We start from the raw sequence: 23,777 nt of genomic DNA, 5'->3' as shown, positions 1-23,777 counted from the left end.
ATGGCATTGCGAATGAACCGGATCGTCCTTCTCCTCTTGGTGGCGGTCGCGATGGCCGGTATGATCGTCGACATCTGGATCGGGAAAGAAGAGATGTTCGAGGATTTCGGCCGAAAGCTGGTCAATGAACAGAAGACGAATGTGTACGGAGAAGCGCATCAAGATTCAACGAAGACGAAGGAAGGCGAGCTGACCGTCGAAGCCGATGCGATCCAGAGCGTGTCGCTAACGGGCTGGCACGGCGATATCGACGTCAAGCCTGCCGACGGCAAGACGATTCGTCTGCGCTACAAGATAACGGTCACCGCGCCAAGCGAGGAAGCGGCCGACCGGAAGCTGGCGAAGCTCAAAGTCGGCGACACCCGCGAAGGCGAGGGGCTGACGCTTGCGGCGGCATTGGGCGGCGAGCCCGTTGAAGACGGCGAGATTTCGCTCGATTATGAGCTGCAGCTCCCCGCGGGCTTGAAGCTGATCGTGAAGAACCAATACGGCGCCTTGACGATCGCGGACACGAAGGGCGATCTTGACGTCCAATTGGGCAGCGGCATGCTGGAGATCGCCGGCGTCCGCGGGCAGATCGCCGCGGATGTGTCATACAGCAACGTCTACCTGCATGACCTTACGGGCAGCGTCGCGCTGAAGAACGATACCAGCGACATCAATATGGAGGACGTACGTGGCGCCTTACAGCTGGAGAGCGACAACGGGGTGAACTATATCCGTTCGGTCGACGGACCGGTTACGGGCAGAGCCGAGCAAGGTTCCGTCGTGCTAAGCGACAGCGGCGATACCGACCTGTCGGTCGTAGCCGGCAACGTCCAGCTGGTCGGCATGAAGGGCGATGCGCGCATTCGGCCCGAGTCGAGCGACGTGACGGTCATGCTGGATGAGGGCGCAGGCTACGCCTTGGACGTTTCCGTCCAGGACGGCGGCATCCGCACTCGTCTGCCGCTTCCGATCGAACGCGATTCGCAGAACGTCGGGTTGAAGCGGCTCCGCGGCACGGTAGGCGACGGCGCGAAGTCGATTGCCATCGACGGCGTCGCGTCGGACATTCATCTTTATACCCATGCGGCCGAGCCGCAGAAGAACTAGGAGGCAGACCATGAGTAGCGAACCTATCGTAAGTCTTCGCAACGTAACGAAGCGAATCGGACGCAAGACGATTATCGATAACGTCTCGTTCGACGTGCCGAAGGGCGAAATTTTCGGCTTCCTCGGCCCCAACGGCGCCGGCAAGACGACCACGATCCGAATGATGGTGGGTCTGATGTCAATCAGCTCCGGCACGATTACGATTCAAGGCAAGAACGTCGCCAAACAATTCGAACAGGCGATCAGCCACGTCGGCGGCATCGTCGAGAACCCGGAGATGTACAAATTCTTAAGCGGCTACCATAATCTCGTTCACTATGCGCGCATGGTGCCCGGCGTCACGAAGGAGCGCATCCGCGAGGTGGTGGAGCTCGTCAAGCTGGAGGACCGGATTCACGACAAGGTGAAGAAGTATTCGCTCGGCATGCGCCAGCGGCTCGGCGTCGCGCAGGCGCTCCTGCACCGCCCGTCGCTGCTCATTCTGGACGAGCCGACGAACGGCCTGGATCCGGCGGGTATCCGCGAGCTGCGCGACTACCTGCGTCAGCTGACCCGCGAGGAAGGGATCACGGTCATCGTCTCCAGCCATCTGCTCTCCGAGATGGAGCTCATGTGCGACCGGGTCGCCATCATGATGGGCGGCAAGATCGTCGACGTGAAGCCGACCCAGGAGCTGATCGGGTCGCGGGATGAAGCGGCGTCTTACTTGATCGAGGCGTCTCCCGCCGATCGGGCGTTCGCGTCCGTCGTGGAGATCGCGGGGGCGAGCGCGGTGAAGGCGGTTCCCGAAGGCGTGGAAGTGACGGCTGACCGTGATCGGGTACCGGATATACTCGCCCATCTGATGCGCGCGGACGTCCGCATCTACGGCGTGACGCCGATGCGGCAATCGCTGGAAGACCGGTTCTTGGAAATTACGGGAGGTGAGCGCATTGGTTAACTTGATTCTCAACGAGAACATGAAGCTGTACCGCCGCTGGCGCACGTGGGTCATGGTGGCGCTCATGATCGGAGCCGTGCTGCTCGGCAGCTTCGTCGAGTGGTATTACGACGACAAAGACGCCCAGCCGGACGCTTGGCGCACCGAGATTGCCGAACAAAAGGAGCACTTCACCAAGGCGCTGGCCGATCCGGATACCGAAGAAGAGTCGAAGGTGTATATCCAGGATCAGCTCGCCATTATTGAATACCAGCTTGCGCACGACATTAGGCCCGAGTCGGGCACGATGTGGGACGGCATTAACGGCTCGGCGACGCTCGTCATGCTCATCACGCTGTTCACCGTGATCGTGGCCGGGGACAGTCTAGCCGGGGAGTTCTCGACCGGTACGATCAAGCTGCTGCTTATTCGTCCGGCGAGCCGGCTGAAGATTCTCGTATCGAAGTATATTTCCATGATCCTATTCGGACTGCTGCTGCTCGTCGTGCTGTTCGTCGTCTCCGTGCTCATCAACGGGCTGCTCTACCAGTTCAAGGACATGGCCCTGCCGCTCGTCACGACCGACGCGGCCGGCAACGCGATGGAGAAGAGCATGGTTGCTAATCTATGGCAGACCTATCTGCTGAATGGGGTATCGACGATTCTATTCGTTACGATGGCATTCATGATCTCGGCAGCGTTCCGCAGCAGCGCCATGGCGATCGGGTTCTCGATCTTCGCGCTGTTCGCGGGCACGCTCTTGACGGAGCTCATCCAGATCTACTCGTGGAGCAAGTACGTGCTCTTCGCGAACCTGGACTTGTCCATGTACTTGGACGGCCGCCCTTATCAGGACGGGATGACGCTCACGTTCTCGATTCTTGTGTTGACTGCTTATTTCGTCGTGTTCAATCTCGTGTCTTGGCTCGTATTTACGCGCAGAGACGTCGCGGCCTAAACCATGACGGGTCTATTCTTTCGCCGCGCTCGCGGACGGAATCGAGCATGGATTCGGCGAATAACGAAAAAGAGGCGGGTCGCCTTAGCGACCTGCCTCTTTTTAATTTTGCGCACAGCTTGCTTGATTTCTAACCGGCCGATTTATCTTTGCGCAGCAGCAGATAGACGAAATACGGACCGCCGATCAGGGCGACGATAATGCCGGCCGCCACGCCTTCCGCGCTGCCGATGTTGCGTCCGATCGTATCCGCCACGAGCAGCAGGAAGCCGCCGGTGAGGACAGAGACCGGCATGAACAGCTGGAAGCGCGGACCGACGAGCGCCCGGGCGATGTGCGGCGCCATCAGCCCGACGAACGTAATGCCGCCTGCCACGGAGACGGCGGCCGAAGCCAGCGCGACCGCGGCCAGCAGCAGCCACGAGCGTTCCCTGTTCATCGAGACGCCGACGCCGATGACGACGGGATCGCTCAGGCCGAGAATGTTGAGCCGGTTCGCCTTGTAGAGGGCGAACGGCACGAGCACGACGAGCCAAGGAAGCAGCGCGTAGACGAACGGCCAATCCGTTCCCCAGATGTTGCCCGCCAGCCATTTCGCGATAAAGTCGACCTTCTCCCGTTCAGCGGAAGAGATGAGGACGAACATAAGACCCGAGAGGGCGAAGGCGAAGCCGATGCCGTTCAGCACGATCGCGATCGGCTGAAGGCCGTGCTTGCGGCTGTACGAGAACAGATAAATAAGCAGCGTCGTGATCATCGCGCCGATAAAGGCGACGACCGGAATCATGTACACGAACGAGCCGGGCTCGATCGGGAAGAACAGGAAGAACACGGCCACCCCGACGCCTGCCCCGGCGTTGATGCCGATAACGCCGGGATCGGCCAGCTCGTTGCGCGTTACCCCTTGCAGGAGCGAGCCGGATAGCGCGAGCGCCATGCCGGCGAGCAGCGTGATGACGATACGCGGCAGACGGATGGAGAAGAGGACGAAGTCTTCTTTGAACGTTCCCTGCCCGAACAGCGTCGGAAGCAGGCGGTCGTACGAGAGCTTCGCGGCGCCAAGCCCCATGCTGATGACGATCGTCGCCAAGATGAGCGCAAGCAGGACGACGAGGATAATACGTTGTTTCGCGATCACGGATTGTCTCATGCGAATGCTTTGCCCCCTTTACGCGCGACGTACAGGAAGAAAGGCAGGCCTATGATCGCGACGATCGCCACGACCGGCGTCTCGTAAGGCGCGTTCATCGTGCGGCCGATCGTATCGGCGAGCAGCATGAACGTCGCGCCGATGACCGCGGCAAGCGGCAGTATGTATCGGTAATCCGTGCCCGCGAACGCGCGCACGAGATGCGGGATCATGAGACCGACGAAGACGAGATTGCCGACAAGGGCGACCGCCGCGCCGGAGAGCAGAATGATGACGACGAAGAGGGCCATTTTGATCTTGGTCGTATTCTGGCCAAGGCCAAGCGCGACCTCTTCATTCAAGCTTAGAATCGTAAGCTGACGCGACAGCAGAATCGCGACCAGGATGCCGAGCGCGACGATGGGCACGATGATTTGCAGCTGGCTCCAGGTCGTGCCGACCATGCCGCCCGCGGTCCACGAGGAGACGAATTTGGAAATTTTATAATGGATGCCGACCCATTGCGAGAGCGCCAACAGGAACGCGGATACCGCGGAGCCGGCCAGCACGAGGCGCACCGGCGAGAAGCCGCCCTTCTTCAGCGCGCCGATGCCGAAGACGAGTCCGGCGCCGACGGCCGAGCCGATGAAGCAGGCGACCATCGTGGAGAACATGCTGCCCGCGCCGAAGGCGATCGCAACCGCGAGCGCCGCGTTGGCGCCGGACGTGAGACCGAGCAGGCCGGGATCGGCGAGCGGATTGCGGGTAATGCCCTGCATGATCGCGCCGGCGACGGCCAGCGCCGCGCCGACGACGATCGCCGCGATCTCGCGCGGCAGCCGCATTTCCCGGATAATGTTGATGGACTGGCTGCTTTCGCTTGAGGTCAATGCCGCCCATACGTCCCGGACGGCGATGTCCGCCGCCCCGAAGGCCATGGCGACGACGAACATGGCTGCGAGCAAGAGGAGCGAGCCGATGAATTTAATTGTGAACGGAATCGAACGCTGATTTTTTTTCGTCATGATCACTCATCTTTTCCTTCTTAGAATAGGGAAAAAGGAATTCTTAAAGTGGCTTTAAGAATTCCTCCCGAATGGTGTATTAGTTGCCGAGGAAAGATTTTTTGAAGAACTCGAACTGCTTCTCGAGCGTTACAGGGTCGCTGAACGAAGCGCCTTCGCCTTGCATTTCGAAGACGTGGTTGTTCTTCACGGCCGGGATGTTCTTGTATGTTTCGGTTTGCTGGAAAGCAGCGTCGGCATCGGAGTATTTGCTCAGGATGACGTAGTCGCCCATGTAATCCGGAAGCACTTCCGCGGAGAGGGTGTAGTAACCGGCTTCAAGCGCGTCGGTTTTGACTTTCTCCGGCATCTTCAGCTTCATGCCTTGGTATAGGATTTCGGTGCCGCGGGCCCAGTTCGCGCCGTACACGTACAGATCTTTGCCCCATGCTTCGATGACGGATACGGTTGCGTCTTCGCCGATTTTGGCGCGAATCTCGTTGCCGGCTTGCTCGACGCGGGATTTGAAGTCATCCACCCATGCTTGAGCTTCTTGCTCTTTGTTCAGCAGCTTGCCGATTTCGACGTGTTGCTGCAGGTAATCCAGCTTGCCCCACGTGTACGTAACGACCGGCGCGATTTCCTTCAGCTTGTCGATGTTCTTGATCGTGGAGAGACCGATGATCAGGTCCGGATTCAGCTCGATGATCTTCTCGAGATTCTCGTCGGATACTTCCACGACGTCCTTCATTTCTTCCGTGAACGTCGGGTTCGTCTTGGACCATACGTCCGCGCCGACGACAGGAACGCCGAGCTTGATGACGTTGCCCGTGAAGCCGGAGAGCATGACGACGCGCTGCGGGTCAGCAGGCACTTCTACCGGACCGGTCTCGGATTGGTAGGTGACGGTGCCTGTTTTTGTTTCGGTCGTTGCTGCATTGCCTTCTGCTGCGTTGCCTTCAGCCGCTGTATTGCTCTCGGTCGCTGTGTTGCTGCCGGCCGCCGAGTTGGCGTTGTTCGATGCGTTGTCCTTGCCGCCGCATGCGCTCAGAACGAGCACAAGGATCAGGACGAATGGTACGAGTAACTTCTTCATTGCTGTGGTCCCCTTTAGTGTTGTATAGGTTGTTTCCTTGCTCACTGCTTCTCGATATCGATGATAATGATTATCATTTCCAACGAAAACAAATATATCGCGATTCCCATACCGTGTCAACGGGTTTTGACTTAAATTTGGACAAATCAAGGGTTTAGTTTGCCCAACCCATTTTAAAATTTTCATTAAAGGAAATGTAAGGGTTTACGACAAATGTTGACAAGGTTCTACCTATCCACGAAAATGTGGAAGGCGGCTGCGTGAATGAGTTTTCACCATACTTATTGCGATAATTGCTTCTTGGTACTTGAAAAGAGAAGGGGGCCGTAATTTGAACATCTACAAGCCGCGGGATATTCTCGCACGAATCGAAACGCTCGAGCTGGAGCTGACGAAGCTGAACGCAGCCCGGTCGCTGAGCGCCGTGCCTAGGCGTCTGGAGATCCGGCATGCGGGAGATTGCAAGCTGTTGATGGACCACGCCGACACGGCATCGCCCTACTATAATCGGATTAAAGGCTTCGGAACGCAGCACATCGCCGAGCTGGACAAGCTGCTGGCCGAATACGGCAAGGCATCCCCGTCCTTCGAGCTCACGCCGGAGGGCATGGCGGAATCGGTGGCGCGGTCGTTGGGCGAGCGCGGATATTGGCCGGTTCAACAATTGGTCTACATGTATATGGAAACGCTTGACGATGCGGGTGGGCATTCGGAGTTTGAGATCGAGCGCGTGACGGAGGAGACCGCGGAAGCATTCGTCGGTTGGATTCGAGATTCGCATGGCGACATGGTCATTACCCAGGAAATGATGGCGCGCTCCAAGCCGTTCTTTCATCGTCCCGACTTCGCGAATTATATGCTGCGGATCGATGGAGCCCCGGCTGCGATGGGCTCGATGTTCATCTATGGTCGATCCGGGTATTTGGCGAACGATTATACGTTCGAGACTTACCGCGGAAGGGGCTGCCAGACGTCGCTGATTCGCCGCCGGTTGTCGGATGCGAGAGCGCTCGGCTTGGACTTCGTCGCGACGGACGTGGAATTCGGAACGGCGAGCCACGGCAACATGCTGAAGGCGGGCTTCAAGACAGCGTACTTGAATACGTTCTGGATGAAAGGCTAGTCGACAGCGGCACTGACGAATGGAAGCTCGATCCCATGGGACGGGCTTCCATTTTATTAATTGACAATAATACGATATCGTAGTAAATTAACGTCATAACTACTACGAAATCGTACTAAAAATGGAGGTTCAATAAGTCGACGAGTCAGCGCCTTGATCTGCTTCGCGATCAATTGGAGACTCTTTGAACCCCTCTAAAAGGAGCTTCCGGCATGCATCAGCTATATGACCTCTTCCTTCGAACCGGACTGCGCCCGTTCGCCTTTCTCGATTCCCACCCGCTTGAACAGAAGGTCACGCGCTCGGATTTGTCGACGCTGCTCATTCTGCTGTTCCGCGGCGATTCGACGATGACGGAGCTGGCTTCCGAGATGGGCGCGCCGCTCAGCTCCATGACGAGCATCGCCAAGCGTCTGGAGCGCAAAGGATACATCGCCCGCGCGACGTCCGCGCAGGATCAGCGGGTGAAGCTCGTCACCCTTACGCAGGAAGGTCGCGCCATCGCCAAGGAGTCCGAGCAGATGATGATGTCGGTGCTGGGCAAGCTGGAGACGGCGTTCACGCCGGAAGAGATGGAGCAGTTCACCGTGCTGCTGCTGAAGGCGGCGAAGGTGCTGCAGCAGGAAGGACCGGCGCGGGCGGCGGAGACGCGCGCGCAAGCGGTCAAGATTCGCATCGAGGAGTAACCGGGTTGAACCGGTTTCTTTTTTCGATAATTACTACGAAATCGTACTAAAAGGGGCGAAGGCTATGCGGATTATCATTTACACGGGCAAGGGTGGCGTCGGCAAAACGAGCATCGCGGCGGCGACGGCGGTCAAGCTGGCGAAGGCTGGCAAGCGTACGCTTATTCTCAGCACGGATGCGGCACACAGCTTGGCGGATTCGCTCGCCATGCCGATCGGGCCGGATCCGGTCGGTCTCGGACCGAATCTCTGGGGCCAAGAGGTCAGCAGTCTTCGCGAGACGGAGAACAATTGGGGCGCGGTGCAGGGATGGCTGACGGCGATGCTCGACAAGGCGCAGCTGCGCGACGTGACGACCGAGGAGATGCTCGTGTTTCCGGGCTTGGAGGAGCTGTTCAGCCTGCTGCAGATCAAGAAGCATGCGCAGAGCGGCCAATTCGACGCGCTCGTGGTCGACTGCGCGCCGACGGGGGAGACGCTGCGGCTTCTGAGCTATCCGAATGTGCTGAACTGGTGGCTGGACAAAATTTTCCCGCACGAGCGCCGGCTGATCAAACTCGTCCGCCCGGTATCGAAGCTGGTGGGAAGCGTCGAGCTGCCGTCGGACGACGTGCTGGATACGATCGAGCGGTTCGCGCGGGGGCTGGAGGACATGCAGCGGATCATTCTCGACCCGGCCGTCACGTCGGTGCGTATCGTCATCAATCCGGAGAAAATGGTGCTGGCGGAGGCGAAACGCTCGTTCACCTATTTGAATTTGTTCGGCTTCCACACCGACGCGGTCATTGTCAACCGGGTGCTGCCGGATGAGGCGGGCGAGGGCTTCTTCGCGCATTGGCGCGCTTTGCAGAAGCAGTACGAGACGGAGATCCGGGAGAACTTCGAGCCGCTCCCGATTCTGAAGGCGCCGCTGCTGCCGAGAGAGGCGATCGGCACCGAGGTGCTCGGCGAGCTGGCAGAGCTCGTATTCGGGGAGCTCGACCCATCTGCGATGCTGTTCGCCGGCAGAACCGAGACGATCGAAGAGGCGGACGGTGAGCTGCTGCTTACGCTGAGCATCCCGTTCGTCAGCAAGCAGGAGCTAGATCTGACGCAGAACGGCGACGAGCTGACGGTCAACGCGGGCACGTACAAACGGAAGGTCGTGCTTCCAAGGACGCTGATGGGGCGTGCCGTGCTCGGAGCCCGTTATGCGGAAGATCGGCTCGTCATCCGGTTCGGCAAGCGGGAAACGGCGGGAAGGAGCTGAGTTCAGGCATGCGAAGAAGAAAGGCGAGGCTCGTCCGGCTGGCCGGAGGGGCGTTCCTTGCGGCGGAGCTGTTCGAGCGGATGGAGGAGCGGGGCGCGTTCCGGCATGCGCGGTCGGCCGCCAAGGAGTGGCTGCTTGCGTCCCGCACGGTGCTGGATAGTTTGATCGACGTCTTGGATGACGACGCAGAGGCGGGCCGGGATGCGGCTGAGGGGAGCGGCGCGTCGTCCGGCTCCATCGCTTCTCGCAAGCCTGCCGCGTCGAAGATGGCGAGAGGCGCGCGCAAAATCGAGATCGCGGAAGAGTAAAACGATGAAAAGGAGCGGGAAGTCATGACGAACCATGTAAGCGGACTGAAGAGGCAAATGGGGTTATGCCTCGTGTTGACGGGGCTGCTGCACACCGTAGTAGGGCTGGCGCTTTTCACTCCGGATTTGATCCCGATCGTAACGGAGGGCTTCTGGGATACGGTGGTCGGGGAGGAGCGGCTGATCCATCGCGAGAACGCCTTCTGGTTCATGATGTTCGGTTTCGTCCTCATGCTGCTCGGTTATGCGGTGGATTGGATGCTGAAGAAACTTGGGGCAACCCCTCCCGTGGCGCTGGGGTGGCTGCTAATGGCGACGTGCCTGCTCGGCGCGGTCATTATGCCGGTGTCGGGTTTCTGGCTGGGGCTCCCGCAAGCTTGGATTCTGGCAAGGAGATAGATGCGCGAACTGCGAGGCAGAACGAAAAAAGGCTGTTTTCCGTCACCTATGGATGACGCGGAAACAGCCTTTCGCTATGACAGGGGGACGGCGGCAGCCTCCTGGGAAGGGAACCAAATTTGCCGAAAATCGACCCAGCCGTACGAATTGATGCGCACGCCTCGCACGGCTTGGTGGTACTGCGTGTTGTTCTTCTTGTGCACGAGGAACAGGACGGACGCGCTGTCCTTCAGGAGCGCTTCCAGACTGGCCAGATGCCGAGCCCGTAAGCGCTCCTCGGGCTCTGCGCATGCCGAGCGCACGATATCCCATACAAGCGGCAGCTTCGCCTCATCGATGGCGGACAAGAAATAATTCGGCTACAAGTAAGCGCCCATCTCCGTAATTTCCGGGTGGATCGGCACGTAGCCGAATAACCGGCAATCGAAGTCGTCCGGTTCGCCGGCCCCTGCCTGACCCGGAACCTCGTTCGTAATGCGGAGTTCGACCTGAATGCCATACGCTCGGCAGCAAGCGATGATCCAGTTGGCTTCCGTCTCATGATAGGAATTGGAGGACAGCCGCAGCGTCTCGCCCGCATACCCGCTTTCGAGAAGAAGACGGCGGATGGCCCCCGTCTCCTCCGTTGTCGGACGGTCGGCCGCCATTGGGGCGGCGATCGCGGCAGGCCGGAACCCGTCCGCCGGTATGATGAGACTATCGCCCAGATCGGCGATCATCCGCTCCCGGTCGAGCAGACGGTCCATCGCGTGCCGAAAGGCCGGATGCCGGTGCGGCCCGTCCTTGCGGAGGTTGAAGGCGAGCACGCTGCAGCAGATGCATCTGGCCTCCAGATCGTGCCAATCTTGGGGCGGATCCGTATCGGCGGGCGAAGAAGGCCGCTGCGCACGACCGTCCGAGGACAGGACGGAGTTCCAGTCCGGCTGCCGAATCCGTCCTTCCTCGACGCCGGGCAAGATGTAGACTTCGACACGGTCGAGCAGCGGGCTTCCGCGAAAATGACGCGGGAACGATTCCAGCGCGCACAGCCCTTCGTCGAGCTGCGTGATGCGGAACGAGCCGGTGCCGACCGGCTGTCGGGCGAACGCGTCGCCGGAGGCGCGCGCGAGCTCTTCCGGGACGATGCTCATCGCCGCCGTGCTCAGGAAGCGCGGCAGCAGCACGTTCGGTCGCGCAAGCGCGATGCGCACGGTGCGCGAATCGACGGCTTCGATGGACACGACGTCCTGCAGCATCCACGAGGCGGAGTACCGGTCCGCATGCTGCCGGATCCGGTCCAGCGAGAAGACGACGTCGGAAGCGGCCAGCTCGCGGCCGTGATGGAACAAGATATGTTTGCCAAGATGAAAGGTCCACGTCGTGGCATCCGGGCCGCTCGTCCACGTATGGGCAAGACAAGGCTTCAGTTCGCGGGCGTCCGGGTCGTACTCGACCAGCGTGTTGAACACTTGGCTAATGATATGCGAGTCGAACGCATAATACGCGAGGGCGGGGTCCAGCGTCTCCAGCGCCCGGTGGACCGGGAAGCGCAGCGTATCCTGTGCATCGCCCTCGACGCGCCTGCGGGAGAAACCCATTTCGCCGGACAGCCAGTCGATGAGCAGCTCCCGCGCGGCGGGCGTGCCGAAGCGGTTCATCCAGTCCATCGCTTCCTTGATCTGACCCTGCGCCATTTTGCGCTTGATCTCCGACGACAAGAGTTCGTTCTCGTCCGCGATGAACGCCAGCTGCGACGTGTGCCCGCGCCCTCTGCCGGCCTGCCACTGAATCCACCCCTGCTCGGACAAGTCGCGGACGATTTTTTTGACGTTGCGCGGCGTGCAGTACCACACCTCGGACAGCTTCTCGACGGTAACGGGGAACAGGAGTCGATCGGGCTGCGCGCGGTAATGGGCGCGAAGCTCGAAGAAGTGCTGTGCGATGTGCATAGGCGTGAATCCTCTCTTCGTAAAAGGTGAACGGTTCTATGCAAATGATACACTTTTTGCTCCTCCGCGGATACGCCATACTGAAGTTCGCGAGGCGCCTTGGCGCGAACAAAAACGAAGCAGAGGATGAGGACCATGAACACGATTCGAGTATTCGACGATTTGCACCGCAAGGATGAACTGTTGTTTCTGGGCAATGCGTGGGACGTGATGTCGGCGCTAGCCCTGGCGAAGGCGGGATTCAAGGCGATCGGCACGACCAGTTGGGGCGTGGCAAGCACGCGGGGATTCGCCGACGGCGAGCGGATCGGATTCGAGGTGCATGTGGAGCTGATTCGGGCGATCGCGAGCCAGGTGAGCATTCCGGTCTCCGCGGATATCGAAGCGGGATACGGCGCGGATACGGAGACGGTGGTAAGCCACGTGCTGCGCATTGCGGAGGCGGGGGCGGCGGGGATCAACATCGAGGATTCGTCGAAAGGGCCGCGGGCTCTGAAGCCGCTGGGCGAACAGGCGGCGCTGCTGTATGCGATTCGCTCCGCGCTTGATGCTAACGGGTATGACGGCTTCTTCATGAATGCGCGCACCGATACGTATCTTCTCCTGGAGCAGCCGCTCGGGGAGACGATCGCCAGAGGGAAGGCGTATGCCGAGAGCGGCGCCAGCGGCCTCTTCGTACCCGGTCTTCGGGAAGAAACGGACATCGCGGAAGTCGTCTCGGGCGTAAGCTTGCCGCTGAACGTCATGTCCCTGCCGGGTATGACGGACGCGGTCAGGCTGCAGGAGCTCGGCGTGAAACGGTTCAGCATCGGCAACGCGTTCTCGGATGCGGCGACGGCTTATGTGGAAGCCATGGCGGCGGAGCTGTGGCGGCTGCGGGATACGTCCGCGCTTTATGAGCCGGGCGCCGGCGTGTGATCGGAAGACGCGGATACGTGGGCGAAGAGTGGCGGATAAGCTGCAGGCGCGAGAGGAAGCGCTTGGGACGCAATAACGGCGCGGAACCGGTATCGCCTCCCATCGATAGACGAGAAGCCGCTCGCACCGGGCGGACAGGCTGCCTTTTCCGGTGCGAGCGGTTTTTTGGAAATAAAATCGGAGAGGTGAAGCGGGGATAATCGGTTGTGGGCGCGTGATGCGCGATGGGGAGCGGCCATACCATTACGTTGTTTCCCTGTGGGGATGGCCGGCTGCGTTGCGTGGATATCCAAAGCTTGAGGGGGCGTAGTGATTTCGTGATGCTGAATAAGCCTTAGGTTAAGCCGCGAACTTCCCGCCTTCGACCGAGCGCGGCGTCAGTTTGCCGATCCAGATGCACAGGCCGGCGCCGACGTAGGACAAGCCCCAGAAGAACGCGAAGTACTTGTTGTCTTCGATCGGTAGGAAAATGCTCAGCAGCATGACCACGTGAAGCACCGCGACCCAGCGAGGGAACACCTTGGCGCGGAAGGTGACAATGGCGTACAGCAGCGTGCCGCCGGCCATGCCGATCATGCCGATCATTTGGGTAATGCCCGTAATGGCGCTTCCTTCGGCGATTTCCTGGAAGCCGGGCAGGAACGAGGTGAATACGAGCGCCGTCGTCATGACGTTGCCGACAATAATGGCGAGCGTGCTGATAAAGCCTAGGATGCCGGTCTCGCGGGATTGCACCATATACAAGGCGATCGAGCCGACGGACATGAGGATACAGGCGATGAAGCCGAACGTCAGCTCCTGTACGCTGTCCGTGCCCCAGATGAGCGATGTCGGGGTCATCCCCATTCTCGCGATCCCCGCGATCAAACAAATCAAGCCGAGCCATTGAATTACGCGATTAACATTCATTTTGTTTATTGCCTCCTAAGGTTGGTTTCGATCTGTTCTCATCATACCTCCGGCGCAATCACGGTTGGCAGGGTAGGTCATCCTCGGTTTTCCAGGAAGATGAGGCGCCCGGAAATCGGGAAAACCGGGCATGACCCGGGAAAACGCGATTTTGGCATATTCACCCTCCAACAACCGCGCTATAATGAAGCCATGAAAACGACGCGAATCTATATGCTGCTCGTCACCGTCTTCTTCCTCTCGACGGCAGCGCTCTACATCAATTGCATACCAGATTATTACCATGCCTTAATCGACCGCTGCATTACATCAGGATGCGGCTTGTCGGTGCCTGTGCTCGAGATGGAGCCCGGCGGTGTATCGGTCCAGCAGACGGCGCTGTGGCTCGTGCTGATCGACGTCTCCTTCACGATGCTGTTCTACGCGTCGGCGGCCATCATTCTATGGAAAGGCGGCCGCGAGCCGATGGGACTGCTGGGCGCGCTCGCGCTCGTCGCCTTCGGCACGACCTTCCCTTCATTGTCTTTCGTCGGCTCGGAAGGCACGCCGCTGCTAAAAATGTGGTTCCTGGGCGTCTCGACGGTCGCGTGGACGGCGATTTCGCTGTTCTGCCTGCTCTTCCCGAACGGCGCATTCGTGCCGCGCTGGAGCCGCTACGCCTTCGTTCTAATCGTGATTCAGAATCTCGCGAACCTTTTTACCGACGGCAGCATGTGGGCGTACTATGGCCTGCCGGTCGCTTCCCAGTTCGTCTGGTTCTTGTCCACGGTGTCGCTGCTCATCTATTCGCAAGTGCACCGGTTCCGCAATGTCTCCACGCCTGAGCAGCGGCAGCAGACGAAATGGGTCGTGTATGGCGTCACGATTATGTTCATCGGATTTGCCATCATCACGCTCATGTTCAGTCCCGTCGTGAACGATGGTACGGCGATCATGTTCATTTGGCTGAACGCCGCGCTGCACGTGACGCTAACCGCCCTGCCGATTACGCTGACGCTTGCCCTGTTAAGACGGCGGCTGTGGGATATCAACCCGCTCGTTAACCGCACGATCGTGTACGGGGCGCTCACGCTCACCATCGTCCTGTTGTACGCAGCGGCGGTGTTGTATTTGGGCAAAGTGCTGAGCAATTGGAACCCGCTCATCGTCTCGTTCATCGTCACCGCGCTTGTGGCGGTCGTGTTCGCGCCGATTAAGGAATGGCTGCAGCGGCAGGTGAATCGAATGCTCAAAGGCAGGCACGACGATCCTTACGCCGTTTTGCTCGAGCTGGGGGTCCAGATGGCGGAGCCGCTCGCGCCGGAGGCGATGCTCGAGGTGATCGCGGGCAAGGTCAAGGAAGCGCTCCGTCTGCCGTACGTCGGCGTCACGATCGGCGTCGAGGGGCAGGAGACGGTCATTGCGGAAGCAGGCGAAGGCCGCGGGCAGCATGAGCTGCAGGCGTTCCCCGTCGTTCACCGCGGACGGACGCTCGGCACGGTGTATGCCGCCAGCCGATCCCCGGGCGAGTCGTTCTCCGCCGAAGATAATTTGTTCTTGGAAGTGCTGCTGCGCCATGCCGGTCCGCTCGTCAACAATGCCGACATGCTCCATGCGATGCGCAAGCTGGCCGAGGATCTGCAGGAGTCTCGGGAGAAGCTGGTGCTCGCCCGGGAAGAAGAGCGGCGGCAGATTCGCAACAATTTGCACGACGACCTGGCGCCGCGGCTGGCCGCGCTCGCGCTCAACGCGGCGACCGCCCGCAAATTCGTCGAGCGGGATCCCGCCGCGGCGATCGCGATGCTGGATGAGCTTCGGCAGACGATCCGCTCCACGGTCGGCGATATTCGCGTGCTCGTGCACGATCTGCGCCCGCCGGCGCTCGACGAGCTGGGACTCATCGGGGCGATCCGCACCCGCATGGACGAGCTGAGCAAGCCTGCCCTGCTGCTGGCCGGGGAGGAGAGCGCGAAGCCGCTGCGCTTCGAGCTGGACGTGGACGGCACGCTGCCGGCGCTGCGGGCGGCGGTGGAGGTCGCCGTCTACCGCATCGTGACCGAATCGATGGTGAATACGGTCAAGCACGCCAACGCATCCCTGTGCCGGGTGCAGCTGGCCGTTTTGGAGCGGGGGTGGCTGTACGTCGAGATTTCGGACGACGGCGCGAGCAATCCGCAGCATCCGATTTGGTCGGGGATGTCGAGCGGCATCGGGCTGATGTCGATGCGGGAGCGCGCGGCCGAGATCGGCGGCGAATGCGGCTTCGAACGGCTGGAGACGGGCGGCATGCGGGTATGGGCGCAGCTGCCGCTGAATCAGGCGGAAGCAAGCAAGGATAAAGGAGAGAAGCTGGCATGAGAATCGTGATAGCCGAGGATCACCCGATGTTTCGGAACGGGGTGCGCAGCCTGCTGGCGACGATCGACGGCATGGAGGTCGTCGGAGAAGCGGCCACCGGCGAAGAAGCGGTCGCGCAGGCGGAGAAGCTGATGCCGGATTTGATCCTGATGGATATCCGGATGCCGGGGATGAACGGCATCGAAGCGACGCAAGTGATCAAGGAGCAGTACCCGTCGATCAATATTCTGATCCTGACCATGTACCGGGACGACCAGTCGGTCTTCACCGCGATGCGCGTCGGGGCCAAAGGCTACGTGCTGAAGGATGCCGACGAGGAGGAGCTGCTGCAGGCGATCCGGATGGTCGGCAGCGGCTGCGCGGTGTTCAGCACGGAGATCGCCGAGCGGATGATGCATTATTTCGCGGCGCCTTCCGCGCCGGAACCGGCCGGGATCGGCGGCTTGTCCGCCAACCCGCTGTTCGCCGAGCTGACGCGCCGGGAAGCGGACATTCTGCAGTGCATCGCCGGCGGCGAGACGAACGCGCAGATCGCGGCTCGCCTGCACATTAGCGCCAAGACGGTCGCGAACAATGTCTCGAACATCCTGAACAAGCTGCAGGTGCTCGATCGGCACGAGGCGCGCAAGCTGGTCGAGCAGTCGAGGACGATGCCGCAGCCGGGACGGCTGGGGTAAGCGCAAGCGGGAGCGACGAACGGAAAATAGCGATGAGATGAAGGGCCGCCGCGGAGCGGCCTTTTCGCATTGGATATCCGCGAAAAGCGACCGAACTATCCAATCCGGGCCGGCCTGTAGTACAGTATGTATGCGGTTACAACCAAAAAACAATAAACTAGACAGGTTCCGATACGGAGGAGATAGCGATGGCGGCGAGAGAGCTGTGCAAAGTGTTGATCGTGGACGACGAGATCTTGATCCGGCAGGGCATTAAACATTATATGAATTGGGAGCAGGAGGGCTTCAGCATCGCGGGGGAGGCGGGCAACGGCAAGGAGGCGCTGGAGCTGATCGAGAAGGTGCGGCCGCATATCGTGCTGACCGACATTGTCATGCCGGTCATGGACGGCAACGAGCTGACCCAAGCCGTCAAAGCGTCGTATCCTGGCATCGAGGTCGTTGTGCTGAGCAGCTTCGGCGACTTCGATTACGTGCGGGCGACGTTCCAGAGCGGCGTGGCCGACTATATCCTCAAGCCGAAGCTTGCGACGGAAGAGCTGCTCGGCGTGCTGCGCAAGACCGCGGGCCGCATCGGCTCGCTGCGCCAGGTGGACGCCGAGCGAGAGGACAGCCCGGATATCCGGCGGGAGATCGAGCGCATGATCGCCGGCTATGAGATGGAATGCGATCCGGAAGCCATTCGCCGGACATTCCCGCACAGCGCGTTCCGTCTGCTCGGCTCGGAATGGCCGGCGCATGGGCGGCAGAGCGAAGGCGAGGCGGCGCTGAAGGCATTGACGGAGAGTGCCGCTTGCGCGTCCGGGGCTTCGGGCTCCGATGCGGCAGGCATTCGAATCTACGCGGTTCAAGCAGAACCGAACGTCGCGCTCGTCGTGCTGAACTACGATGCCGCGCAGGCGGAGCGAGAGGCGGCGGCCTTGGCGGAATCGGCCGCGGCAGCCGTACGCGAAGCCGCGCCGCTTGCCTTCGTCGCGCTGACGGAGCCGTTCCAAGATTTTCGGAGCTTGGGCGAGATGTATCGCGGCCGGCTCCGGGAGCTGCTGGAGGCCGGATTTTATTTCCCGGAGCTGCGATTGCTCGAGTCGGGCAAGCTCCCCGCATCCGGGCGGGCTGCGCCTACGTTCCCCCTGGACCGGTTCGCGGCGGACTTGGCCCGCCGCCAATTCGAGTCCGCGTTCGGCCAGCTGCGCAAACATGTCGATGCGATCAGCGTCTCCTATACGATGGACGCGTTCGAGTACAAGTCGTTCCTGAGCAACATCATCTTCAACATTATCGTCCTGCTGGGCAACGCGGGGTACGACGTGAAGCCGCTCGAGCGCATCAAGTTCGCGTCGTTCAACGCGATCAACGAAGCGCGCTGCGCCCAGGAGGCCGCGCGGCGGCTGTTCGAGTTCGTGGAGGAGGCGATTCGCGCGGCGAGCGCCGCTCCGGCGGCGGCCGACGGCGGGACGGGAAGCGCAAACATGAAACGGCTGCTCGACTATATGGAGGCGCACTATGCCGAGCCGCTGACGCTGAAGGAGATGGCGAAGCATTTTCACTTCAACCCGTCGTATCTGTCGAGCATCTTCAGCGCCCACAATCCGGATGGGTTTGCCGGGCACTTGAACAAGATTCGCATCGGCAAGGCGGCGGTCCTGCTGCGCGAGGGCGATCTGCCGATCAACGAGATCAGCGGTCTGGTCGGCTACTCGGATCATAGTTATTTCTGCAAAGTATTCAAGAAACTGACGGGATTGTCGCCGAGCAGCTATAGGCGCCAGCCGCTGTCGTAGGGAAGTGGCGCGGATGAAACGATACCTTGCGCGGCTCAAATACCACGGCCTCTTCCTGAAAATGTTCATCATTCTTGTCGTCAGCATCATCGCCGTGTCCGTCTCGGTCTCGTGGACGACGATTCGGATTTCCGAGCGGCTGTTCATCAATACGTTCAGCATTACGAACGCGAAGGTCATCGGTCAGATCAAATCCGGCTTCGAATCGCTGAATACCGCGGTCGTCACGGCCGTCAACAACATTCAGCAGAGCGGCACGGTGAAGCAGTTTCTGACCGAAGGGGGCGGCAGCTCGCTGGCGATGTCCAAAACCTACTACAACATGAACAAGCAGATGAATCAAATCGCCTATAACGTGGACGCGTTCGAGATCGACATCAGCATCAGCGGCGCGAACGGACGCGTCTTCGCGACGAAGCGGGAAAACTGGCCGATCGCCGACGAGGCGCTGAAGCGCGAGCCGATGACGGCCGCCGCCAAAGCGCAGCCAAGGCGGCTGCTCTACCAATACAGCGACGGGCTGGAGAACGAGAACGGCGAGCGGGAGCCGATCATCGCCGCGACGAAGGCGCTGATGGAACGCTCCAGCGGGAAAATATACGGCGTGATGTACCTCGTCATGAAAGAGAGCCGGTTCAAGCGCTATTACGAGAGCTATACGAGCGAGGGCAATCATGTGGTCGTGCTGAGCAAAGACGGCGTCATCGTCTCGAGCGACCGCGAGGAGCTGATCGGACAGCGGGCGCCCGAGCTGCTCGGCCACGCGCGCGATATCGAGAAGCGGGGCCTTGACTACAAGGACGCGCGGTTCATGGACAAGGACAACATTATCCTGGCCGATTACCTGTCCTTCTACGACATGCATGTCGTCAATCTGATCGATAAGCAATGGGCGCTCGGGCAGCTGATCGATACGAAGTCGATCGCCCTCATCTGCATCGCGATCGTCGGCGTCGCGCTCATCATCGTGTTTCTTATCTTCCGCCGGTTGACCCGGTCTCTGACGCGGCTCGTGAAGCAAATCTCGAACATCTCCAAGTACGACTTCCATCATTACGTCGCGGTGAGCGGCAGCTTCGAGACGCGTCAGCTGGCGCACGCGTTCAACTTCATGCTCGACGAGCTGCACGTCTATGTCGACGAGCTGGTGAAGACGCAGAAGAAGCAGCGCAATGCGGAGCTTGCGGCGCTGCAGCGGCAGATTAACCCGCATTTCCTGTACAACACGCTCGCCTCGATCAAAATCATGGTGCAGCAGGGCAGCCGGGAGAAGGCGGCGGAGACGATCAACGCGCTCATCGCGCTGCTGCAGAACGCGATCGGCAATGTCAGCGAGACGGTGAGCATCGAACAAGAGCTGGACAATTTGAAAAGCTACGTCTTCATCAATCAGGTCCGGTACGGCGAGCGGATCAAGGTCAATTATTTCGTCGCGCCGGATTGCATGGAGGCGCATGTGCCGAAGCTGATTATCCAGCCGTTCATCGAGAACTCGTTCTTCCATGCGTTCAATGCCAAGCAGGAGGGGTACATCTACGTGCTCATCGCCCGGGAAGGCGGCGACCTCGTCTGCGAAATCGCCGACAACGGCGACGGCATGGAGCGCGGCGACGGAAGCAAGCTGCCGAAGGCATCCAGCAGCCGGCAGCTGTTCACCGGCATCGGCGTGAGCAACGTGAACGACCGGCTGAAGCTGCTGTACGGAGAGCCGTACGGCATCACGATCGCGAGCGAGCCGGGACAGGGCACGCAGGTGCGCATTCGCTTGCCTTTCCTGCGCGAACCTGAAGATAATGCCAGTTTCCAACAATCTTCCTAGGGACGGACCTGTACGGACAGAAGAGAGACGATAATAGTCCAATTCCGTTCAAAGATATTCCTAACGGTCGCCGAAGGCGGGATGATACGATGACGTTGTCAATAAGTAACCGCTTTCATTATGCTTTCGACAGGGGGAAGATGGATGAAGAAGAAGTTGGCGACGGTGCTGTTATCCGGGATGCTGCTGCTCAGCGCATGCGCATCGAATACGAACAACGGAGCGGGAGGAACGAACGAGGGGGCTGCGGGCGGCGGGAACGCGCCGGCGAGCGGCTCGGAGGTGACCGTCTGGGCGTGGGATAAGAACTTCAACATCAAGGCGCTTAATATCGCGGCCGAGCTGTACAAGAAGGATCATCCCGATTTCAAGCTGAACATCGTCGAGAACGCGCAGGAGGACGTCGTGCAGAAGCTGAACACGAGCCTCGGCTCGGGCACGACCAAAGGACTGCCGAACATCGTCCTCATCGAGGATTACCGGTCGCAGAGCTTCCTGCAGGCGTTCCCGGACATGTTCCACGAGCTGACGGGCACGTTCAAGGCCGACGATTTCGCGCAGTACAAAATCGGGCCGACCAGCCTGGACGGCAAAAACTACGGCCTGCCGTTCGATTCCGGCGTCACGGGACTGTTCGTGCGGACGGACTACCTCGAGCAAGCGGGGTATAAAGTCGCCGACCTGCAAAATTTGACGTGGGACGACTTCATCGAGATCGGCAAGAAGGTCAAGGAAGCGACGGGCAAGCCGATGATCAGCTTGGACCCGAACGACCTCGGCATCATTCGCATCATGATCCAGACGGCCGGCTCCTGGTACATGGACAAGGACGGCAAAGCGCCGTATCTGGCGGGTAACGCGGCGCTGAAGGAAGCGTTCGACGTCTACAAGCGCATTATGGAAGCGGACATCGTGAAGCCGCATTCCGACTGGAGCCAATTCCTGGCGAACTTCAACAGCGGCGAAGTGGCGTCCGTGCCGACCGGCAACTGGATCAACGCCTCGATCAAGGCCGAAGCGTCGCAGTCCGGCAAATGGGCGGTCGTGCCGATCCCGAGACTGGCCGGCCAGCCGGACACGGTGAACGCGTCCAACCTCGGCGGCAGCTCCTGGTATGTGCTGAACGTAGAAGGCAAAGAGACGGCGGCCGATTTCCTCGCGAAGACGTTCGGCGCGAACGTCGACTTTTATCAGCAGCTCGTCACCGACATCGGTGCGATCGGCACGTATTCGCCGGCGGCGAGCGGCGCGGCGTACGAGGCGGCCGACCCTTACTATGCTGGTCAGAAGACGATCGCGGACTTCGCGAAATGGACCGATTCGATCCCGCGGGTCAACTACGGCTCCAGCACGTATGCGATCGAAGACATCCTCGTCGTTGAAATGCAGAATTTCCTGAGCGGCAAGGCGATCGACGACGTGCTGAAGGACGCGCAGCAGCAAGCGGAGGCGCAGACCCAGTAAAGCGCGCCGGCATTCCCGCTAGCACACCGGCATTGGCAAGCCGTGCCTGGGGCGCAAGTCCCGGCGCGCGGCTGCCGACGCCGGCCGAGAGGAGAGAATCTTATGAGAGCTGCCAGACCCGCCATGAGCATGCAGCGAAAGGCGAGCGCGGTCGGCTGGGCATTCGTCGTCTTGCCCGTCGTGCTGATCGCCGCCTTCTACTTTTATCCGATGATCCAGGCGTTCCTGCTGTCGCTGCAGAGCGGGAAGGGAACGAACCTGAGCTTCGCCGGCCTTGCGAACTACAAGCGCCTATTCGCGGATTCGACGTTCATAACCGCGGTCAAGAACACGTTCGTCTATCTCATCGTCCAGGTGCCGGTCATGATCATGCTCGCGCTGGTCATCTCCGTGCTGCTGAACGATAAGCACTTGAAATTCAAAGGCTTCTTCCGGACGGCGATCTTCCTGCCCTGCGTCACGTCGCTCGTCGCTTACTCCGTCGTGTTCAAATATTTGTTCGGCCAGGACGGCCTCGTCAATGTGATGCTGATGAAGCTGTCGCTTATCTCGGAGCCGATCGGCTGGATTACCGACCCCTTCTGGGCGAAAATCACGATCATCATCGCGATTACGTGGCGCTGGACGGGCTACAACATGATTTTCTATTTGTCCGCGCTGCAAAATATCGACCATGCGATCTACGAGGCCGCCCGCATCGACGGCGCTTCGTCCATGGCGCAGTTCTTCCGCATTACCATTCCGATGCTCAAGCCGATCATTCTGTTCACGTCGATCACGTCGACGATCGGCACGCTTCAGCTGTTCGACGAGGTCATGAACATTACGAAAGGCGGGCCGGGGAGCGCGACGACGACGATCTCCCAATATATCTACAACCTTTCGTTCAAATACACGCCGGACTTCGGCTACGCGGCTACCGTCTCGTATTCGATCGTGGCGTTGATCGTCGTCTTCTCGTTCCTCCAATTCAAAGCGGCAGGTGATAAGCATGCCTAAGCTGAGACGGGCGTTCGCCTATGGGTTCTTGATTATCGCCGCCGTCGTTTCGATTTTCCCGTTCCTGTGGATGCTCGTCAGCACGACGAACAAATCGGTCGACGTGACCAAGGGCCGGCTGCTCCCCGGCGGCGAGCTGACTGGCAACGTGAAGCGGCTGCTCGATACGGTCGATCTCGTGCCCGCCTTGCTCAACTCGGCCAAGATCTCGATCACGACGACGCTGCTGGCGCTCTTGATCGGTTCGCTAGCCGGCTACGGCTTCGAGATCTACCGGAGCCGCGCGAAGGATATCGTGTTCAACATTCTGCTGCTGTCGATGATGATCCCGTTCGCCGCGCTCATGGTGCCGCTGTACCGGATGTTCGCGACGCTGTCGCAGCATGCGCCCGGCATCGGGATCGATACGGCCGCATCCGTCGTGCTGCCGACGATGACGACCGCGTTCCTCATCTTCTTCTTCCGCCAGAGCACGAAGATGTTCCCGAAGGATATGCTCGAAGCGGGTCGCATGGACGGCCTGAGCGAGCTGGGCGTCTTCTTCCGCATCTACGTGCCGACGATGAAGACGACCTACGCCGCCGCGGCGATCATCACGTTCATGTCGAGCTGGAACAATTATCTGTGGCCGCTCATCGTCCTGCAGTCGGAGGAGAACAAAACCATTCCGCTCCTGATCTCCAATCTCGGCTCCGGTTACTCCCCGGACTACGGGGTCATCATGACCGCGATCGTCATCGCGACCTTGCCGACGGCGCTCGTCTTCTTCCTGATGCAGAAGCACTTCGTGGCGGGGATGATCGGGTCGGTCAAATAACGTTCGTCTCGAGCGTCAGAGCCGCTTTCCATTAACGGGAGGCGGTTTTTTGGCATTCTACTTGATCAAAATCCACCTTTTGGGAATGAGCGGAGCGGATTGAAAGCACACTAGTAAGGTTTCGGAATGAAAAGGCGCGATCAACGACCGGAGGTTGGCAGC

Annotated in this window: 22 protein-coding genes; 16 read left to right on the top strand and 6 right to left on the bottom strand. The window is 60.1% G+C overall.

The genetic code is table 11. From position 1 onward, the window contains the following. From ACFSKT_RS10480 to ACFSKT_RS10470, 3 genes are read left to right on the top strand one after another with little or no spacing between them, the layout of a single operon-like run. The gene (locus ACFSKT_RS10480; protein ID WP_377722683.1) at positions 1–1,095 is read left to right on the top strand and encodes a DUF4097 family beta strand repeat-containing protein; all 1,095 of its coding nucleotides are present in this window, start codon (positions 1–3) and stop codon (positions 1,093–1,095) included. Positions 1,096–1,105: 10 nt separating this feature from the next. Continuing rightward, positions 1,106–2,035, top strand: coding sequence for an ABC transporter ATP-binding protein (locus ACFSKT_RS10475; RefSeq protein ID WP_377722682.1), 930 nt, complete (start codon positions 1,106–1,108; stop codon positions 2,033–2,035). Further along, positions 2,028–2,972: an ABC transporter permease gene (locus ACFSKT_RS10470; protein ID WP_377722681.1), complete on the top strand. Its 945-nt coding sequence runs from the start codon at positions 2,028–2,030 to the stop codon at positions 2,970–2,972. The genes ACFSKT_RS10475 and ACFSKT_RS10470 overlap by 8 nt, the downstream gene beginning before the upstream one ends. A gap of 130 nt (positions 2,973–3,102) precedes the next feature. Here the strand turns inward: ACFSKT_RS10470 and ACFSKT_RS10465 are convergent, their stop codons facing one another. From ACFSKT_RS10465 to ACFSKT_RS10455, 3 genes are all read right to left on the bottom strand, one after another. After that, complete coding sequence (locus tag ACFSKT_RS10465) at positions 3,103–4,122, bottom strand: FecCD family ABC transporter permease (RefSeq protein ID WP_377722680.1); 1,020 nt, start codon at positions 4,120–4,122, stop codon at positions 3,103–3,105. Beyond that, positions 4,119–5,126 (bottom strand): FecCD family ABC transporter permease, encoded by a 1,008-nt coding sequence (locus tag ACFSKT_RS10460; RefSeq protein WP_377722679.1) that lies wholly within the window; start codon positions 5,124–5,126, stop codon positions 4,119–4,121. The genes ACFSKT_RS10465 and ACFSKT_RS10460 overlap by 4 nt, the downstream gene beginning before the upstream one ends. A 79-nt stretch (positions 5,127–5,205) precedes the next feature. Continuing rightward, on the bottom strand, positions 5,206–6,201 hold the full coding sequence (locus ACFSKT_RS10455; protein ID WP_377722678.1) for an iron-hydroxamate ABC transporter substrate-binding protein: 996 nt from the start codon (positions 6,199–6,201) through the stop codon (positions 5,206–5,208). 331 nt (positions 6,202–6,532) lie between these two features. On the opposite strand from ACFSKT_RS10455, the gene ACFSKT_RS10450 reads away from it, so the two are divergent. The 5 genes from ACFSKT_RS10450 (at position 6,533) to ACFSKT_RS10430 (ending at position 9,966) form a co-directional block, all read left to right on the top strand. Continuing rightward, positions 6,533–7,324, top strand: coding sequence for a hypothetical protein (locus ACFSKT_RS10450; protein ID WP_377722677.1), 792 nt, complete (start codon positions 6,533–6,535; stop codon positions 7,322–7,324). 212 nt (positions 7,325–7,536) lie between these two features. Next, entirely contained in the window at positions 7,537–8,010 is a 474-nt protein-coding gene (locus ACFSKT_RS10445; protein ID WP_377722676.1) for a MarR family winged helix-turn-helix transcriptional regulator, read from the top strand. A gap of 64 nt (positions 8,011–8,074) precedes the next feature. Next, on the top strand, positions 8,075–9,259 hold the full coding sequence (locus ACFSKT_RS10440) for an ArsA family ATPase (protein WP_377722675.1): 1,185 nt from the start codon (positions 8,075–8,077) through the stop codon (positions 9,257–9,259). 8 nt (positions 9,260–9,267) lie between these two features. Next, the gene (locus ACFSKT_RS10435) at positions 9,268–9,567 is read left to right on the top strand and encodes a hypothetical protein (protein ID WP_377722674.1); all 300 of its coding nucleotides are present in this window, start codon (positions 9,268–9,270) and stop codon (positions 9,565–9,567) included. A 24-nt stretch (positions 9,568–9,591) separates the two neighbouring features. Continuing rightward, positions 9,592–9,966, top strand: a complete 375-nt coding sequence (locus tag ACFSKT_RS10430; RefSeq protein ID WP_377722673.1) for a DUF6463 family protein — start codon at positions 9,592–9,594, stop codon at positions 9,964–9,966. Between the two features lie 74 nt (positions 9,967–10,040). On the opposite strand, the gene ACFSKT_RS10425 is transcribed toward ACFSKT_RS10430, so the two are convergent. Together ACFSKT_RS10425 and ACFSKT_RS10420 are read right to left on the bottom strand one after the other, a co-directional pair. Beyond that, the gene (locus ACFSKT_RS10425) at positions 10,041–10,313 is read right to left on the bottom strand and encodes a hypothetical protein (RefSeq protein WP_377722672.1); all 273 of its coding nucleotides are present in this window, start codon (positions 10,311–10,313) and stop codon (positions 10,041–10,043) included. A 12-nt stretch (positions 10,314–10,325) separates the two neighbouring features. Next, a complete protein-coding gene (locus tag ACFSKT_RS10420) occupies positions 10,326–11,894 on the bottom strand; it encodes an ABC transporter substrate-binding protein (RefSeq protein WP_377722671.1) in 1,569 nt (522 codons plus the stop codon). Between the two features lie 135 nt (positions 11,895–12,029). Here ACFSKT_RS10420 and ACFSKT_RS10415 point away from each other — a divergent pair, with 135 nt between their 5' ends. Beyond that, on the top strand, positions 12,030–12,812 hold the full coding sequence (locus ACFSKT_RS10415) for an isocitrate lyase/PEP mutase family protein (protein ID WP_377722670.1): 783 nt from the start codon (positions 12,030–12,032) through the stop codon (positions 12,810–12,812). Positions 12,813–13,151: 339 nt separating this feature from the next. Here ACFSKT_RS10415 and ACFSKT_RS10410 read toward each other — a convergent pair whose 3' ends face one another. Beyond that, positions 13,152–13,721 (bottom strand): hypothetical protein, encoded by a 570-nt coding sequence (locus ACFSKT_RS10410; RefSeq protein WP_377722669.1) that lies wholly within the window; start codon positions 13,719–13,721, stop codon positions 13,152–13,154. A 192-nt stretch (positions 13,722–13,913) separates the two neighbouring features. On the opposite strand from ACFSKT_RS10410, the gene ACFSKT_RS10405 reads away from it, so the two are divergent. From ACFSKT_RS10405 to ACFSKT_RS10375, 7 genes are all read left to right on the top strand, one after another. Beyond that, the gene (locus ACFSKT_RS10405) at positions 13,914–16,058 is read left to right on the top strand and encodes a GAF domain-containing sensor histidine kinase (protein WP_377722668.1); all 2,145 of its coding nucleotides are present in this window, start codon (positions 13,914–13,916) and stop codon (positions 16,056–16,058) included. Then, a complete protein-coding gene (locus ACFSKT_RS10400; RefSeq protein ID WP_377722667.1) occupies positions 16,055–16,735 on the top strand; it encodes a response regulator transcription factor in 681 nt (226 codons plus the stop codon). The genes ACFSKT_RS10405 and ACFSKT_RS10400 overlap by 4 nt, the downstream gene beginning before the upstream one ends. 188 nt (positions 16,736–16,923) lie before the next feature. Further along, positions 16,924–18,516 (top strand): response regulator transcription factor, encoded by a 1,593-nt coding sequence (locus ACFSKT_RS10395; protein ID WP_377722666.1) that lies wholly within the window; start codon positions 16,924–16,926, stop codon positions 18,514–18,516. A 13-nt stretch (positions 18,517–18,529) separates the two neighbouring features. Further along, positions 18,530–20,335: a cache domain-containing sensor histidine kinase gene (locus ACFSKT_RS10390; protein WP_377722665.1), complete on the top strand. Its 1,806-nt coding sequence runs from the start codon at positions 18,530–18,532 to the stop codon at positions 20,333–20,335. A gap of 144 nt (positions 20,336–20,479) precedes the next feature. Beyond that, positions 20,480–21,799, top strand: a complete 1,320-nt coding sequence (locus ACFSKT_RS10385) for an ABC transporter substrate-binding protein (protein WP_377722664.1) — start codon at positions 20,480–20,482, stop codon at positions 21,797–21,799. 102 nt (positions 21,800–21,901) lie between these two features. After that, positions 21,902–22,798, top strand: coding sequence for a carbohydrate ABC transporter permease (locus tag ACFSKT_RS10380; RefSeq protein WP_377722663.1), 897 nt, complete (start codon positions 21,902–21,904; stop codon positions 22,796–22,798). After that, positions 22,791–23,615, top strand: a complete 825-nt coding sequence (locus tag ACFSKT_RS10375; protein ID WP_377722662.1) for a carbohydrate ABC transporter permease — start codon at positions 22,791–22,793, stop codon at positions 23,613–23,615. The genes ACFSKT_RS10380 and ACFSKT_RS10375 overlap by 8 nt, the downstream gene beginning before the upstream one ends. The last annotated feature ends 162 nt before the right edge of the window (positions 23,616–23,777 follow it).

It is taken from the genome of Paenibacillus xanthanilyticus (assembly GCF_042682185.1).
Lineage (GTDB): Bacteria > Bacillota > Bacilli > Paenibacillales > Paenibacillaceae > Paenibacillus_Z > Paenibacillus_Z xanthanilyticus.
This window is presented reverse-complemented; position numbering and strand designations above follow the sequence as displayed.